Origin of the sequence: Amorphoplanes digitatis, assembly GCF_014205335.1 — a bacterium.
GTDB classification, from domain to species: domain Bacteria; phylum Actinomycetota; class Actinomycetes; order Mycobacteriales; family Micromonosporaceae; genus Actinoplanes; species Actinoplanes digitatus.
In genome coordinates this window covers 3853413-3868142 of the sequence record NZ_JACHNH010000001.1, presented here as the reverse complement: position 1 = coordinate 3868142, position 14730 = coordinate 3853413, and the positions used below count along the sequence as shown (strand labels likewise).

The 14730-nt window shown below is 71.9% G+C and carries 16 protein-coding genes; 11 read left to right on the top strand and 5 right to left on the bottom strand.

Annotation, left to right across the window (positions count from 1 at the left end; genetic code table 11):
• Positions 1-79 precede the first annotated feature (79 nt).
• From BJ971_RS16750 to BJ971_RS16735, 4 genes are read left to right on the top strand one after another with little or no spacing between them, the layout of a single operon-like run.
• Positions 80-796, top strand: a complete 717-nt coding sequence (locus BJ971_RS16750) for an energy-coupling factor ABC transporter permease (RefSeq protein WP_184994174.1) — start codon at positions 80-82, stop codon at positions 794-796.
• Positions 793-1140, top strand: coding sequence for a PDGLE domain-containing protein (locus tag BJ971_RS16745; RefSeq protein WP_184994172.1), 348 nt, complete (start codon positions 793-795; stop codon positions 1138-1140). The genes BJ971_RS16750 and BJ971_RS16745 overlap by 4 nt, the downstream gene beginning before the upstream one ends.
• Entirely contained in the window at positions 1140-1901 is a 762-nt protein-coding gene (gene cbiQ / locus BJ971_RS16740; RefSeq protein WP_184994170.1) for a cobalt ECF transporter T component CbiQ, read from the top strand. Before BJ971_RS16745 ends, cbiQ begins: the two co-directional genes overlap by 1 nt.
• On the top strand, positions 1898-2638 hold the full coding sequence (locus BJ971_RS16735; protein WP_184994167.1) for an energy-coupling factor ABC transporter ATP-binding protein: 741 nt from the start codon (positions 1898-1900) through the stop codon (positions 2636-2638). Before cbiQ ends, BJ971_RS16735 begins: the two co-directional genes overlap by 4 nt.
• A gap of 19 nt (positions 2639-2657) precedes the next feature.
• Here the strand turns inward: BJ971_RS16735 and BJ971_RS16730 are convergent, their stop codons facing one another.
• A complete protein-coding gene (locus BJ971_RS16730) occupies positions 2658-3227 on the bottom strand; it encodes a hypothetical protein (RefSeq protein WP_184994165.1) in 570 nt (189 codons plus the stop codon).
• A gap of 44 nt (positions 3228-3271) precedes the next feature.
• Positions 3272-4516 (bottom strand): GAF domain-containing protein, encoded by a 1245-nt coding sequence (locus BJ971_RS16725; protein ID WP_184994163.1) that lies wholly within the window; start codon positions 4514-4516, stop codon positions 3272-3274.
• 190 nt (positions 4517-4706) lie between these two features.
• Here BJ971_RS16725 and larE point away from each other — a divergent pair, with 190 nt between their 5' ends.
• From larE to BJ971_RS16695, 6 genes are all read left to right on the top strand, one after another.
• Positions 4707-5510: an ATP-dependent sacrificial sulfur transferase LarE gene (larE, locus tag BJ971_RS16720; protein WP_184994160.1), complete on the top strand. Its 804-nt coding sequence runs from the start codon at positions 4707-4709 to the stop codon at positions 5508-5510.
• Entirely contained in the window at positions 5503-6165 is a 663-nt protein-coding gene (larB, locus tag BJ971_RS16715) for a nickel pincer cofactor biosynthesis protein LarB (protein WP_184994158.1), read from the top strand. Before larE ends, larB begins: the two co-directional genes overlap by 8 nt.
• Positions 6162-7337 (top strand): nickel pincer cofactor biosynthesis protein LarC, encoded by a 1176-nt coding sequence (gene larC / locus BJ971_RS16710; protein WP_239087199.1) that lies wholly within the window; start codon positions 6162-6164, stop codon positions 7335-7337. The genes larB and larC overlap by 4 nt, the downstream gene beginning before the upstream one ends.
• A 67-nt stretch (positions 7338-7404) precedes the next feature.
• The gene (locus BJ971_RS16705; RefSeq protein ID WP_184994156.1) at positions 7405-7740 is read left to right on the top strand and encodes a PadR family transcriptional regulator; all 336 of its coding nucleotides are present in this window, start codon (positions 7405-7407) and stop codon (positions 7738-7740) included.
• On the top strand, positions 7737-8678 hold the full coding sequence (locus tag BJ971_RS16700) for a permease prefix domain 1-containing protein (RefSeq protein WP_184994153.1): 942 nt from the start codon (positions 7737-7739) through the stop codon (positions 8676-8678). The genes BJ971_RS16705 and BJ971_RS16700 overlap by 4 nt, the downstream gene beginning before the upstream one ends.
• 9 nt (positions 8679-8687) lie before the next feature.
• Complete coding sequence (locus BJ971_RS16695; protein ID WP_184994151.1) at positions 8688-9653, top strand: NAD(P)-dependent alcohol dehydrogenase; 966 nt, start codon at positions 8688-8690, stop codon at positions 9651-9653.
• Here the strand turns inward: BJ971_RS16695 and BJ971_RS16690 are convergent.
• Genes BJ971_RS16690 through BJ971_RS16680 form a run of 3 tightly spaced genes read right to left on the bottom strand, consistent with a single transcriptional unit; the run spans position 9643 to position 13330 of the window.
• Positions 9643-10488 (bottom strand): sugar ABC transporter permease, encoded by an 846-nt coding sequence (locus tag BJ971_RS16690; protein ID WP_184994149.1) that lies wholly within the window; start codon positions 10486-10488, stop codon positions 9643-9645. The two genes, BJ971_RS16695 and BJ971_RS16690, sit on opposite strands and share 11 nt — an antisense overlap.
• A complete protein-coding gene (locus tag BJ971_RS16685; RefSeq protein WP_184994147.1) occupies positions 10485-12074 on the bottom strand; it encodes an ABC transporter permease subunit in 1590 nt (529 codons plus the stop codon). The genes BJ971_RS16690 and BJ971_RS16685 overlap by 4 nt, the downstream gene beginning before the upstream one ends.
• Positions 12074-13330: a sugar ABC transporter substrate-binding protein gene (locus tag BJ971_RS16680; RefSeq protein ID WP_184994145.1), complete on the bottom strand. Its 1257-nt coding sequence runs from the start codon at positions 13328-13330 to the stop codon at positions 12074-12076. Before BJ971_RS16680 ends, BJ971_RS16685 begins: the two co-directional genes overlap by 1 nt.
• Before the next feature lie 182 nt (positions 13331-13512).
• Here BJ971_RS16680 and BJ971_RS16675 point away from each other — a divergent pair, with 182 nt between their 5' ends.
• Positions 13513-14565, top strand: a complete 1053-nt coding sequence (locus tag BJ971_RS16675) for a LacI family DNA-binding transcriptional regulator (RefSeq protein ID WP_184994143.1) — start codon at positions 13513-13515, stop codon at positions 14563-14565.
• The last annotated feature ends 165 nt before the right edge of the window (positions 14566-14730 follow it).

Below are 14730 nucleotides of genomic sequence, written 5' to 3'. Positions count from 1 at the left end.
ACCTTGTTGCCAAGACTTTGCAACTACAACTCCCTCCTCATATGCTGATCCGTACGTTGCGGCCTGGGGAGGGGTTTCCATGCAGATCGAGGCGATGCACATCGCCAACGGGATCGTGAACGGACCGGTGTCGGCACTCTTCGCCGTCTTCTCCGCTCTCGCCCTCGCCTTCTGCGTCTGGCGCGCCCGCGCCGACCTCGACGACCGCCTCGCGCCGATGGCCGGGCTCGTCGCGGCGTTCATCTTCGCGGTGCAGATGCTCAACTTCCAGGTGCTGCCCGGCATCTCAGGCCACCTGCTCGGCGGCACCCTCGCCGTCGTCCTGGTCGGACCGTGGGTCGGCGCGCTCTGCGTCTCCACCGTCCTGATCATCCAGTGCCTGCTCTTCGCCGACGGCGGCCTCACCGCCCTCGGCCTGAACATCACCAACATGGCGATCATCGGAACGGCGGCGGGCTACCTGCTGGTGGCGGGCCTCATGCGGGTGCTGCCGAAGACGCCGGCGGGACTCGGGGTCACCGCCCTGATCGCGTCGATCATCGGCGTCGTGGCGGCCTCGATGGGCTTCGTGTTCGAGTACTGGCTCGGCGGCACGACCCAGCTGTCGCTGCCCTGGGTCGCCGGAACGATGGCCGGCACGCACGTGCTCATCGGCATCGGCGAGGGCCTGATCGCGGCGACGACGGTGGCGACCGTCGCCCGCGTACGCCCGGACCTGGTCTACGCGATGCGTCGCTTCCGCAAGCCGCCGGTCGCGGCGCCCGCGCCCGCCATGGTGTCGGGAGGTGCCGCGTGAGCAGGCGACTCGGCTGGTTCCTGGCCGGCGGCCTGCTGGTGGCGCTGCTGCTGGCCGGGGTGGTCAGCAACTTCGCCTCCGGCAGCCCCGACGGCCTCGACGCGACCGCCCGCGAGGGCTGCACGTTCGGCGCCGACGGCGAGATCACCGGCGGCACCTGCATGCTCCGGCGGGAACAGGACCACCAGCTGGCGGACAGCCCGCTCGCCGACTACGGCATCAAGGGCATCGACAACCAGTACGTGTCGACCGGCCTCTCCGGCGTACTCGGCGTCCTGATCACCTTCGCCATCGGCGGCGGCCTCTTCCGGCTCGTGCGACGGCGCGCGCCCGAGAAGGCCTGATGGGCGCGGGCCACGCGCATCCGCTGCACCTGGACCACCGCAGCCCGGTGCACGCGCTCGCACCCGAGGTGAAGATCGTCGCCACCCTGCTGTTCACCATCGTCGTGGTGGCCACGCCGCGGACCGAGTTCGCCGCGTTCGCCGGCTACGCCCTGCTGCTCGCGGCCGTGACCGCGCTGGCCCGGGTGCCGCTGCCGTGGCTGGCCAGGCGCGCCACCATCGAGCTGCCGTTCGTCCTGCTCGCCGTCACGCTGCCGTTCGCGGGCCACGGCGAGCGGATCACCTGGCTCGGCATGTCCCTGTCGGTCGACGGCCTGTACGGCGCGTGGAACATCTTCGTCAAGGGCACGCTCGGCGTGGTCGCCTCGCTGCTGCTGGCCGCCAGCACCACGATGCGCGACCTGCTGATCGGCCTGGACCGGCTGCGCTGCCCGCGCTCCTTCACCCAGATCGCCACGTTCATGCTGCGCTACCTGGACATCCTCGCCGACGACGCGCGGCGCATGCGGATCGCCCGGCTCTCGCGCGGCTACGACCCGCGGTTCCTGTGGCAGGTCAAGGCGTTCGCGGTCGGCGTCGGCGCGCTGTTCCTGCGGGCGTACGAGCGCGGCGAACGGGTCTACCTGGCGATGGTCTCGCGCGGCTACGACGGGCGGCTCCCCCGCCCCGAGACCGGCGGCGCGACGACCGCCGACTGGGCGGCCGCGGCGGCGCTGCCCGCGGCGGCGACGGCCATCGCGATCGCGGCGGTGCTGCGATGAGCCTCGACATCGCCGGGCTGACCTTCGCCTACCCGGACGGCAGCGTGGCGCTGCACGGCGTCGACCTGAGCGTCGCGCAGGGCGAGCGCGTCGCGCTGCTCGGCCCGAACGGCGCCGGCAAGACCACCCTGGTCCTGCACCTGAACGGGATCCTGCACGGCGGCGCCGGCACGGTCACCGTCGGCGGCCTGCGGGTGGACCCGGCCGACCGGGCCCGGCTGGCCGAGATCCGCCGCCGCGTGGGCATCGTCTTCCAGGACCCCGACGACCAGCTGTTCATGCCGACGGTCGCCGAGGACGTCGCCTTCGGCCCGGCCAACCTCGGCCTGCGCGGCGCGGAGCTACGCACCCGCGTCGACGAGGCCCTGGCCGCCGTCGACATGACCGCACACCGCGACCAGGTGCCGCAGCACCTCTCGTTCGGCCAGCGCCGCCGGGTCGCGGTCGCCACCGTGCTGGCGATGCGACCCGAGCTGCTGGTCCTCGACGAGCCCTCGTCCAACCTGGACCCGGCGAGCCGGCGCGAGCTCGCCGAGATCCTCGAACGGCTCCCGGTGACGGTCCTGATGGTGACCCACGACCTGCCGTACGCCCTACAGCTGTGCCCCCGCTCGGTGATCCTCGACGCCGGCCGCATCGTCGCCGACGGCAAGACCCCCAACCTGCTCGCCGACGAGCCCCTCCTGCACGCCCACCGCCTCGAACTACCGTTCGGCTTCCACCCGGCCCGCCCCTGACCCACCGGCCGGACCTCGGCTACCGCGGCAGGTAGGCCAGCAGCCCGGTGTCCGGGTGGTCGATGCCCGGCTGGCCGAGTGCGAGCAGGTCGGCCTCGACGTCGGCACGGTTCAGAACGCCCGCCCGGACCGCCTCGTATCGCACGATCGCGTAGAGGAACACGTCCAGGTTGTCGAACCTGGTGTCCGCCTCGATGACCTGCTCCTCGTGGAACCAGACCGCGACCTGACCATTGGTCAGCACCACGTAATAGTTGCCGCCTCCGTCGAAACCGATCGACCACACGTCGTCGTCGGTGAGGGCGGTCTCGTAGTCGCTGTCGAGAATGTCGCATTCGTTCGCGGCGAATTCGAAGCCGTACGAGTCGTCGCTGACATCGAGAACCCTTGGCAGGGTGCCTGACCGAACCTTGCGGTCGAAGCCTTCCAACGCCGCCGCCGCATCTCCCGGCAGTCTCTCCAGGAACGGCGCGACCGGGCGGATCTGGTTGCTCAGCGTGACCAAGGAGCGGTCAGGAAACCATCGGGCCAGGTCGGCGTCAAAATCACGCTCGCCGTATCCGGCCAGTCTTTCGACAGTCACAGACATCCGTCCAACGTAGGGGGTCAATGATGGGCGCGGCGCACCGGCTGTCAGCGGTTGACGTAGGCGGCCAGGCCACCCAGCGCTTCGCTGGCGATGAACACCGAGCGCACGTTGATGATCGCTTCCTCGACGTGGGCGGCGCAGCCCCAGGCCGCGTCGCCCCAGGAGTCGGCGACCTTGATCTCTGCCGGTTCGGCGCAGCGGGCGGCGCCGCCGAGCTGGCAGCGTTCCGGGTGTGGCACGGCCGACTGGGCCGCGGCGGCGGCGCGCATCTGGGTGGCGAGCTCCGCCGCGGCGGTGGCGCGCTGCTCGGCCTCGGCACGTAGCTCCCGCTCCGCACGGACCGCCTCGGCCAACTCGTCGTGCGCCGTCCTGGCGCGGGCCTCGGCGGCCGCCTTCGCCTGCTCGATGTGGTGGCGCTCGATCGCCAGGGCCGCGGTGTCGGCGAAGACCCGGGCGAGGGCGAAGTCGGCGTCCTGCGGTACCCGCGGGGCACGGTGATACATGGCGAACGTGCCCAGCAGGCCACCGTCGCGGGCCAGGATCGGCGTGGACCAGCACGCGCCGAGCCCGGCCCGGCCCGCCAGGTCCCGGAAGTCGGCCCAGAACGGGTCGGTGGCGATGTCGGTGACGATCACCGGTTCCCGCCGGTGTGCGGCCGTGCCGCACGACCCGACGCCGTCGCCGGTGGCGATCCCGTCGATCGCCTCGTTGTAGAAGTCGGGCAGGCTGGGGGCCGCGCCGTGGCGCAGATGCCGGCCGTCGGGATCGGCCAGCAGAACGGAGACGAGCACCTCCTGCGGGGCGAGGTTCTCGATGCACCGGGCCATGCCGTCCAGCACCTCGGGCAGCGGCGCCTGACGGGCGATCTGCTCCAGCAGCGCACGATGCTCGGCCATCAACCGCTGGGCGTGCTCGACCTGGGTGGTCTCCACCCCGATCAGGTGGAGGCCGGTGACCTCACCGCCGGCATCGCGGCGCGGCTCGTAGGTGAAGTCGAAGGACGCCTCACCGAGAACGACCCGGGCATAGCGGCCGGTGTCCGGATCCGCGGCGCGAAAGACCTGATCGAGCCGGGTGATGAGGCCCTGATCCGCCAGTTCGGGCGCGAGGTCCGCGAGCCGGGCTCCGGGAACGCCGGGCCGTGCACCGATGGCGGCGAAGAACGCGGGGTTCGCCGTCGTCACCAGGTGCTCCGGGCCGGCCAGCGACGCGAAGACGACCGAGGACTCCCCGAACAACGGGCGCAGATCCTCGGCCGTGGCCGACCGATCGCTGGAAACCGGCGTCATGCTGGTGATCCGCCTCTCGCCTGTGAATGCGCCTGTAGATGCCGGTCGATGAGCGCGGCCCGGGGCCGCCGGGGCAGCCTATCCGGGTGGCGGCCGAGCCGCTCGGCTTGTCAATACCTCGTCGGGCTTGTCCCGGCCTGGGGGCAGATGTCCGGCAGATGCTTGCCAGTCCGCCGTCGCCGGTTCTTACATGTTCACCATGGACCTCTTCTCCGGCATCGGCCGGCTCGGTGTCGCCTTCTCCGGTGGCGTGGACTCTTCGGTGCTGCTCGCCCTGGCGGTGCGGGAGCTCGGGCCGGATCGGGTGGTGGCGATCCTCGGGGTCTCGCCGAGCCTGGCCGCGGACGAGCGCGAGGGCGCGCACGCGGTGGCCCGGTTCATCGGGGTCGCCGTGGCCGAGGTGAACACGTTCGAGGGCGAGCGGGACGCGTACCGGGCGAACGGGCCGGACCGGTGTTTCCACTGCAAGGACGAGTTGTTCACCCGGATCGCGGACGAGGTCGTCACCGCGTACCGGCTGGACGCCGTCGCCTACGGCGAGAATGCCGACGACGCGCGGCGCGCGGACCGGCCCGGCGGGCGGGCCGCGGCGGCGCACCGGGTGCTGCGGCCGCTCGCGGACGCGGGCCTGGACAAGGCCGCGGTCCGGCGCCTGGCCCGGGAGTTCGGGCTGCCCTGCGCCGACAAGCCGGCGGCGCCGTGCCTGGCCTCGCGCATACCGCATTTCGAGCCGGTCAGCCCGGAGAAGCTGGCCCAGGTCGAACGGGCCGAGGCCGCGCTGCGCGGCCTGGGCTTCGGTGATCTCCGGGTACGCCATCACGGCGACGTCGCGCGGATAGAGCTGCCGCCCGACGATCTCGAGCGGGCGGTCCGCGATCCGCTGCGCTCGCGGCTGCGCGCGGCCGTGCTGGCGGCGGGCTTCCGGTTCGCGGCGCTCGACGTGGCGGGCGTGCAGTCCGGTGCGTTCACCCTGCCGCTGGTGCGGCGTGGCTGACCTGTCGTCCTACGCGGACCTCGATCTGGATCGGGCCCGCCGTCGCGGTTACCCCGAGGCGGTCTACTGCGCGGGCAAGACCTCGGCGCAGGTGGCGGGCATCGCCGCCGCCCTCGCCGGCCGGCCCGGCGCGGTCACGTTGTTCACCCGGGCCGCGCCCGCGCACGCGGCGGCGGTGCTCGACGTGCTCCCGTCGGCGTTCCACGATCCGGAGTCGGGGCTGCTCGCGTGGCCGCCCGCGGTTCCGCCGGCCGAGGGCGGCCGGGTCGTGGTGCTGGCGGCCGGCACCTCGGACCTGCCGTACGCGCGGGAGGCCCTGTTCACGGCCCGCTACCTGGGCCGCGAGGCGTCGCTGACCGTGGACGTCGGCGTCGCCGGCCTGCACCGGGTCCTGTCCCACCTCGACGAGCTGCGGGCGGCCCGGGCGATCGTGGTCGCCGCGGGCATGGACGGCGCGCTGCCGAGCGTGGTCGCCGGGCTGGTCAGCGCGCCGGTCGTCGCGCTGCCGACCTCGGTCGGCTACGGCGCGGCGTTCGAGGGCCTCGCGGCGCTGCTGGCGATGCTCAACGCGTGCGCGCCGGGCGTGGCGGTGGTCAACATCGACAACGGGTACGGCGCCGGCCACCTCGCCGCGCAGATCGCCGCTCCCCGGTGAGCCGGCACGCGTGGATCGACGCGTCCGCCGGGGTGGCCGGTGACATGCTGCTCGGCGCGCTGCTCGACGCGGGCGCCGGGCTCGAGGTGGTGCGGCGCGCGATCGACGAGGTGTTGCCCGGCTCGGTCGCGTTGTCCGTGACGCAGGTGACCCGGGCCGGGCTGCGCGCGCTGAAGGCCGACGTGGATCCGCTGGTGGCGGCGCCGCCGCACCGGACCTGGCGTGACATCCGGCCGCTGCTGGAGGGCAACGACGACGCCCTGGCGGTGTTCGGGCGGCTGGCCGGCGCGGAGGCCCGGGTGCACGGCACCGAGCCCGAGGAGGTGCACTTCCACGAGGTGGGCGCGCTCGACTCGATCGCCGACGTCGTCGGGGTCTGCGCGGCCCTGCGGGATCTGGGCGTGACGTCGGTCAGCGCGGGCGAGGTGGCGCTGGGCTCGGGCCGGGTCCGCACCGCGCACGGCGAGCTGCCGGTGCCCGCGCCGGCGGTGCTGGAGCTGGCCCGGGGCTGGCGGGTCAGCGGCGGGGGCGGCCACGAGCTGGCCACCCCGACCGGCCTGGCGGTGATCCGGGCGCTGGCCACGCGGTGCGAGGACCTGCCGCCGATGACGGTCGACGCGGTCGGCGTCGGTGCGGGCGGCCGGGACACGCCGGGCCGGGCCAACGTCGTGCGGGTGGTGATCGGCGCGCCGGAGCCGGGCACCGCGGAGGCGGTAGTGCTGGAGGCCAACGTGGACGACCTGGATCCGCGGCTGTGGCCGGGCGTACTGGCCGGGCTGCTGTCCGCCGGCGCCGACGACGCGTGGCTGGTGCCGATCCTGATGAAGAAGGGCCGGCCGGCGCACACGCTCACGGTGCTGTGCCGCCCGGACCGGGCCGCCGCGCTGCGGGCCAGGATCTTCCGGGACACCAGCACGCTGGGTGTGCGGGAGGGCCGGCGGAGCAAGACGGCGCTGCCCCGTACGTCCCGCGACGTCACGCTCGCGGGTGGGACGGTCGCCATCAAGATCGGGTACGCGGACGGCGTCATCACCCAGGCGATGCCGGAGTTCGAGGACGTGGCCGCGCTGGCCCGCCGCACCGGCCGCCCCGAGCACGCGGTGCTGCACGAGGCCCTGGCCGCGGCGGCCGCCGCCGGCCTCACTCCCGGATCGGCGGCGCCAAAGAACTGACGCGTCGCCGGAGGACAGATACCCTTCACTGTTACTATATTGTGTGCCACACACTATAGTGTGTCTCATGCCTGAGGATGAACTGCTCTCGACGCACCTGCAGGAGCTGCGGCGCGGGACCGTCGTGCTGGCCTGCCTGCTCATCCTCGAGCGGCCCAACTACGGCTACGCGCTGCTCGACCTGCTGGAGCGGCACGGCTTCGCCGTCGACGCCAACACCCTCTACCCGCTGCTGCGCCGCCTCGAGAAGCAGGGCCTGCTCACCAGCGACTGGAACACCGACGAGGCCCGGCCGCGCAAGTTCTACCGCTCCACCGAGCGCGGCACCGCCCTCGCCGGCGCGCTGGGCCGCGACTGGGATCAGCTCGACACCGCACTGCGCACCCTGAAGGGGGAGTCATGACCAGCCTTTCCGACCGCTACGTCGACACCACCCTGCGCCGCCTGCCGCCGCGGCAGCGCACCGACATCGAACGCGAGCTGCGGGCCGCCATCGCCGACGCCGTCGACGACCGGCTGGCCGCCGGCGCGGACGCGGACGAGGCGGAGGTCGCCGCCCTCACCGAGCTGGGCGACCCGGCCCGGCTCGCCGCCGGCTACGCCGACCGGCCGCTGCACCTCATCGGCCCCGGGCTGTACCTCGACTACACCCGCCTGCTGACCACCCTGCTCGCCACGGTCGTGCCGGCCGTCGCCGGCGTGGTCGGCTTCACCCACGGCGTCCAGGAACTGCCGGTGCTCACCGTCATCGGCGACACCCTGAGCGCCGCGTTCACCACGGCCGTCCAGATCGCCTTCTGGACGACGGTCGTGTTCGCCATGATCGAGCGCACCCCGGCGCTGCGGCTTCCGGACCGGGCCTGGACCCCCGACTCGCTGCCCGCACCGCCGCCGAGCCGGCGCGCGCGGTGGGGCGAGCTGGTCGCCGAGTCGGTGGCGCTGGTCCTGGTGAGCACGTTCGTCCTGCTCGCGCCGGTGGTCAGCCCGGAGACCGACGCCAACGGCGAGCCCATCAACATCTTCGACCCGTGGCTGTGGGACACCGGCTTCGTGTATGTCTTCCTCACGCTCGCCGCCGCGACGCTGGCCTTCTCGTTCGTCCGGTACTACGTCCGCTGGACCCTGCCGCTCGCCATCGCCGGGGCGCTGGTCAACGTCGCCGCCGCGGTCACCCTGATCTGGGCCGCCGCTACCGACCACATGATCAACCCGGCCTTCGTGGCGGCGGCGGGCTGGCCCGCGGAGGCGGCGAACTGGATCAACGTCGGCCTGATCGTTATCGCGATCGGCACGCTCCTGCACACGGTCACCGAATCGTTCCGCCAGGCCCGACTCCACTGAGGAGCGATCATGCTTGCCATCACCTACCACGAGTACGGCACGGCCGACGTGCTGCGCCGCACCGAGCTCGACCGGCCCGAGCCGCGCCCCGGCGAGGTGCTCGTCCGGGTCCGCGCGGCCTCGATCAACCACGCCGACCTGTTCACCCTGCACGGCGCGCCCCGGGTCGGGCGGCTGGCGTTCGGCCTGCGGCGCCCCCGCGCGACGGTGCTCGGCCGCGCCGCCTCCGGCACCGTCGCGGCGGTCGGCGCGGGTGTGGACGACCTGAAGGCCGGCGACGACGTGTTCGGCGAGCTCACCGCGGGCTGCTTCGCCGAGTTCGTCGCCGGCCCGGCGGCGCGGCTGGTCCGCAAGCCCGATGCGGTGACGTTCGAGCAGGCCGCGACGCTGCCGATCGCGGCGACCACCGCACTGCTGGCGGTGCGCGCCGCCGATGCCGGGCCCGGCCGCACGCTGCTCGTCAACGGCGCCTCGGGCGGGGTCGGCACGTTCACCGTCCAGCTCGCCCGGATGCTCGGCGCGCGGGTCACCGGCGTGTGCAGCGCCCGCAACGCCGACCTGGTCCGCTCGCTGGGCGCCGACCGGGTGATCGACTACGCCCGCGAGGACGTCACCCGGGGCACGGACCGTTTCGACGCCGTGATCGACCTGGCCGGCGGCCACCGGGTGAGCGCGATGCGCCGAATCCTCACGCCGCGGGGCGTCTACGTCGCGTCGACGGGCAACGGCGGGCCGGTGCTCGGCCCGATGCCACGCGTCTTCACCGTTCTCGCCACCGGGCCGTTCGTGCGCCATCGGCTGCGCAACCTGGTCGTGCGGCACAGCGCCGCGGACCTCGCCGAGGTCGCCGCGCTGGTGGAGCGGGGCGCGGTGACCCCGGCGATCGAGGCGACCTACCCGCTGAGCGAGGCCGCGGACGCGGTCCGGCGTCTCGAGCGGGACCACGCCCGCGGCAAGATCGTGCTCAGCCCTTGACCGCGCCCGAGGTCAGGCCGTTGACGATGAAGCGCTGGAGGAACTGGAAGACCAGCACCGTCGGGATCGCGGTCAGCAGCGTTGCCGCGCAGAACATCCCGAAGTTGTTGTTGCGCTCCCCCGCGACCAGGCCCCACATGCCCACCGAGAGGGTCTTGGCGTCGGAGTCGGTCAGGAAGACGTTCGCGATCAGGAACTCGTTGATCGTGCCGATGAAGGCCAGCAGGCCGGTCACCGCCAGGATCGGCGCCACCAGCGGCAGCAGAATCCGGAAGAACGTCTGCGCGTGCGACGCGCCGTCCATGGTGGCCGACTCGTCGAGCTCGCGGGGCACCGTGTCGAAGAAGCCCTTCATCAGCCAGGTGTTCACGCCCAGCGCCCCGCCCAGGTAGAGCAGGATCAGGCCCCAGGACTGGTTGAAGCCGATCGCCGGCCACAGGTCGGTGATCCGCGAGAACATCAGGAAGATCGCCACGATCGCCAGGAACTGCGGGAACATCTGGATCAGCAGCAGCGCCATGAGGCCGACCCGGCGGCCGTGGAAGCGCATCCGGCTGAACGCGTACGCCGCGAGCGCCGACAGGAACACCGACGCGGCCGCCGAGACGCCCGCGATCAGCACGGAGTTGCCGAACCAGGTGGTGAACTGAGTCTGGTGCAGCAGGTTGCTGAAGTTGACCGTCGACGCACCAGTCGGTATCGCGGTCGTCGACGACAGCGTGCCCTGCGGGTTCAGCGCCGCCGACACCACGAAGACGATCGGGAAGAGCGAGAAGAGCACGGCCAGCACGGCGACGCCGTGCCGCCAACCCACCCGGGAGATCCATCGGCTCATGAATAGACCTCTTCCTGCGCCCGGGTACGCCGGAAGCTGACGATGGAGATGATCGCGACGATCAGGAAGATGAAGATGGACACCGCCGCGGCGAAGCCGTACTGCGCGCCCGAGCCGCCGAACGCCAGCCGGTAGGTGTACGTGATCAGCAGGTCCGTCGCGCCGTTCAACGGGTTGTCCACCGGGAACGGCGCGCCCTCGGTGGTCAGGTAGATCGCGTTGAAGTTGTTGAAGTTGTACGCGAACGACGAGATCAGCAACGGCGTCAGGGCGATCATCAGCAGCGGCAGGGTGACCTGCCGCAGCGACTGCCACGGCGACGCGCCGTCGAGCCGGGACGCCTCGGACAGCTCGGCCGGGATCGCCTGAAGCGCGCCGGTGGCGACCAGGAACATGTACGGGTAGCCCAGCCACAGCTGCACCAGGATCACCGCGACCCGCGCCGCCCCGGGCGTGCCGAACCAGTCCACCTCCAGGCCGAACAGGTTGTTGATCAGGCCGAAGTCCGTGTTGAACATGTCGCGCCAGACCAGCAGCATCGCGAACGACGGCATCGCGTACGGCAGCACCAGCAGCAGCCGGTAGACGCCGCGGCCGCGCATCCGCGGCGTGTGCATGGCCAGCGCGCAGGCCAGGCCCAGCACGAACGTCCCGCCCGTCGACGCGATCGCGAAGAACAGGTTCCAGACCAGCGTGGTGGCGAACGGGCCGGAGATCGCCGAGTCGCTGAGCAGCCGGGTGAAGTTGCTCAGCCCGACGCCGACCCGCCAGCCCTGCGCCAGGCGCTCGCCGTCGGCGGCGACGAACGCGCCGATCTCCTCGTCGGCGGCCCAGGTCTTGCCGGTGGCCGTGTCCCGGATGCAGTCGCAGACCGCGTCGTACGCCCGGGCGGCCTTGCCCTCGTACGCCCGGGACAGGCCCTGCGACCGGATCGCGCCGCCGGCGGTCGGCACGGCCAGGTCGGTGATCTCCTGGCTGCGCGCGCTGGCCTGCCCGCCGTTGAGCACGGTGTAGCCGGCCGCGGCGGTGACCCGCCCGGAGGCGTTCACCGTTGCGGCGCCGGCCGGCAGCGGCTCCAGGCCGTCGAGGGTGCCGGCCGAGACCGTGCGGGTGGCCGGGTCGGTGACCAGGAACGTGAGCGGGCCGGTGGCCGGGTCGCCGGTGGTGGCCACCGTCAGCGCGTACTCGATGGAGCCCGGCACACGGATGACCGACGAGGTCTGGATGGCCACGACGGCGTCCTGTTTGTCGCCGCGGTGCCCGTCGCCGAAGTTCGTGAAGGCGGTCGCCGCCGTGTACAGCACGGGGAAGAGCTGGAACACGACGAGGAAGAGCGTGCCGGGCACGAGGTACTTCAGCGGCACGTGCCGGGGCGTCAGGTACAGGTAGAAGAGTCCGGCGGTGGTGGCCAGCAGGATCGCCAGGCCGAGCCAGGCCCCGTCGGCGATCAGCGGGAACGCCGCCCAGACGGCGATCCCGGCGACCAGCCCGAGCAGGACGACCTTGAAGAGGGTGCCGGTGATACCGCCCCGGACGGGCTGGCGGGCCTCGTCCGGGGCGGTCTCCCGCTCGAGAAGAGCAGTCATTACTTGATCTGGCCGGAGATCGTCTTGGCGGCGGCGGTCAGGGCCGTCTTGGGGTCGGCGCCACCGATGACGGCGGCCTCGGCCTTGCCGAACGGGTCCCACACGGTCGCCATCTCCGGGATCGCGGGCAGCGGGGCCGCGTTCTTGGCGGCCTCGATCCACTTTGCCAGGTCCGGGTCGGTCCCCTTGACCTGGTCGAACGCGGCGGTGAGCACCGGCGGGCGGGGCTCGGCCTGGTACAGCGCCACGGCGACGTCGGGGGTGGTCACGTAGTTGGTGACGAACTCCTGCGCCAGGGCCTTGTTCTTGCCCTTCGCGGCGACGTAGAACGACTGCACGCCGAGGAACGGCTGGGCCGGCTCGCCGCCGGCGAAGGCGGGCACCGGCGAGATGTCGTAGGCGATGTTCGCCTTCTTGGCGTCGGTGATGGCCCACGGCCCGGAGACCAGGTACGCGCACTTGCCGGCGGCGAAGGTGGCGATGGAGTTCTCCCCGGTGATGGAGCGCTTCAGCGCGCCCTCGCCCTTCTCGCCGAGCTTGCGGATCTTCTCGAAGGCGGCGATGGACTCGGGCTTGCCGACGCCCAGGTCGTTCTTGTCGTAGTCGCCCGCCGCGTTGGTGCCGAACAGGTAGCCGCCGCCCGAGCTGAACAGCGGGTACGAGTGGTAAGCGTCGCCGTTCTGCCCGACCTGGAGGCAGAGGATCTCGCTCGCCTTCTTGTCGGCCTTGAGCTTCTTGCCCGACTTGACGAGGTCCTCGATGGTCGCCGGCGCCTCGGGGGCGAGCTTGGTGTTGCGGATCAGGGCGAGGCTCTCGGTCGCGTACGGGACGCCGAAGACCTGGCCGTTGAACGTGACCGCCTTGAGCGCGTTCGGTGCGAGGCCCGCCTGCTGCTCGGTGGTGAGCTGCACCGGGTCGATCGCGCCGTTCTGCACGAGGTTGCCGATCCAGTCGTGCGCGCCGATCATGACGTCGGGGCCGCTGCCCTGCTGGGACGCGGTCACGAACGTGGTCTGCTGGTCCTTGGAGATCGCCTGCACCTCGACGGTGACGCCGTTCTCGCTGCCGAACTTCTCGGCGAAGGGCTTGAGTGCGGCCGCGCGCTTGTCGTCGCCCCAGATCACGAGCTTGCCGGTGGCGCCGTCGGCCTTGGCCGACGCGGAGGTCTTGGGTTCTTCCCCACCGCCGCCGCAACCCGACGCGACGAGCGTCAGGGCGATGGCGGTCAGGACGACACCCGATGTACGGATGCGCATAATCTTCTCCTATCGGGCATAGAACGACGCCCGAAGAATTTTTAAGGACAGAAAGGGGGGAACCGGAGCAAGACCCCTATAGGTCTCGGCCGGTCTGTTGCGGGGACGTTAGCAAGGGATTTCCTTCGATGGAAGGCCTTGCATCCCCTCCGCAAGAAGTTCCAGGTTCTATAGTGACGCCCATGCGTGCACGACTGTCCGACATCGCGCGCCAGGCCGAGGTCAGCGAGGCGACGGTCTCGCGGGTCCTCAACGACCGGCCCGGCGTGTCCGCCGAAACCCGTCAGGCGGTGCTGACGGCCCTCGACGTCCTCGGCTACGAACGCCCCGAGCGGCTGCGCAAGCGCAGCGCCGGGCTGGTCGGGCTGATCGTGCCGGAGCTGGAGAACCCGATCTTCCCCGCCTTCGCGCAGACCATCGAGTCGGCGCTGTCGCAGAGCGGGTTCACCCCGGTGCTGTGCACGCAGACACCGGGCGGCGTGACCGAGGACGAGTACGTGGAGATGCTGCTCGACCGGCAGGTCTCCGGCATCGTCTTCGTCTCCGGCCTGCACGCGGACACCAGCGCCGACCACGAGCGCTACCAGCGCCTGCTGAGCCGCCCGCTGCCGATCGTGCTCATCAACGGGTACGCCGCGAACCTGAACGCCCCGTTCATCTCCTGCGACGACCGGCTCGCCGGCGAGATGGCCGTCTCGCACCTCGTCGCGCTGGGCCACACCCGGATCGGTTTCGTCTCGGGCCCGGACCGCTTCGTCAACGTGCAGCGCAAGCTCGCCGGCTACCGCGCGGCCATGCGCCGGGAGCTCGACGTCAGCGACCGCGACCTCGAGGAGCTCATCGCGCTGACACTGTTCGGCGTGGAGGGTGGCGAGGTGGCCGCCAACCAGCTGCTCAGCCGCGGCGTCACCGGCATGGTCTGCGGCTCGGACCTGATGGCGCTCGGCGCCATCCGGGCGGCGCGGCGGCGCGACCTGAGCGTGCCGCGCGACATCTCGGTCGTCGGCTTCGACGACTCGCCGCTCATCGCCTTCACCGATCCGCCGCTGACCACGCTGCGCCAGCCGGTCGCGGCCATGGGCAACGCGGCGATCCGGCAGCTGGTCGACGAGATCAACGGGCAGGGCTCGCCCCGGTCGGAGTACGTGTACGCCCCCGAACTGGTGGTCCGTGGCTCCACGGCGATCCACAAGGCCGGCCGCGCCGCGGAGAGCGTGAACGTCACCGCGGCCTGACATCTTTCCGCAACGATTGCCCGACCCGATCAATGAAAGTTCTTGCGCGAGCGGGGCGCCCCCAAACCCGCCTAGCTGGCGCGACTGCCCGACACGCCGGGCGGTTAGGACTCCGTCCTGCAAGTTCAAATGGACAAAGGCGACCAAGCGGGCGCTTGAATAGAG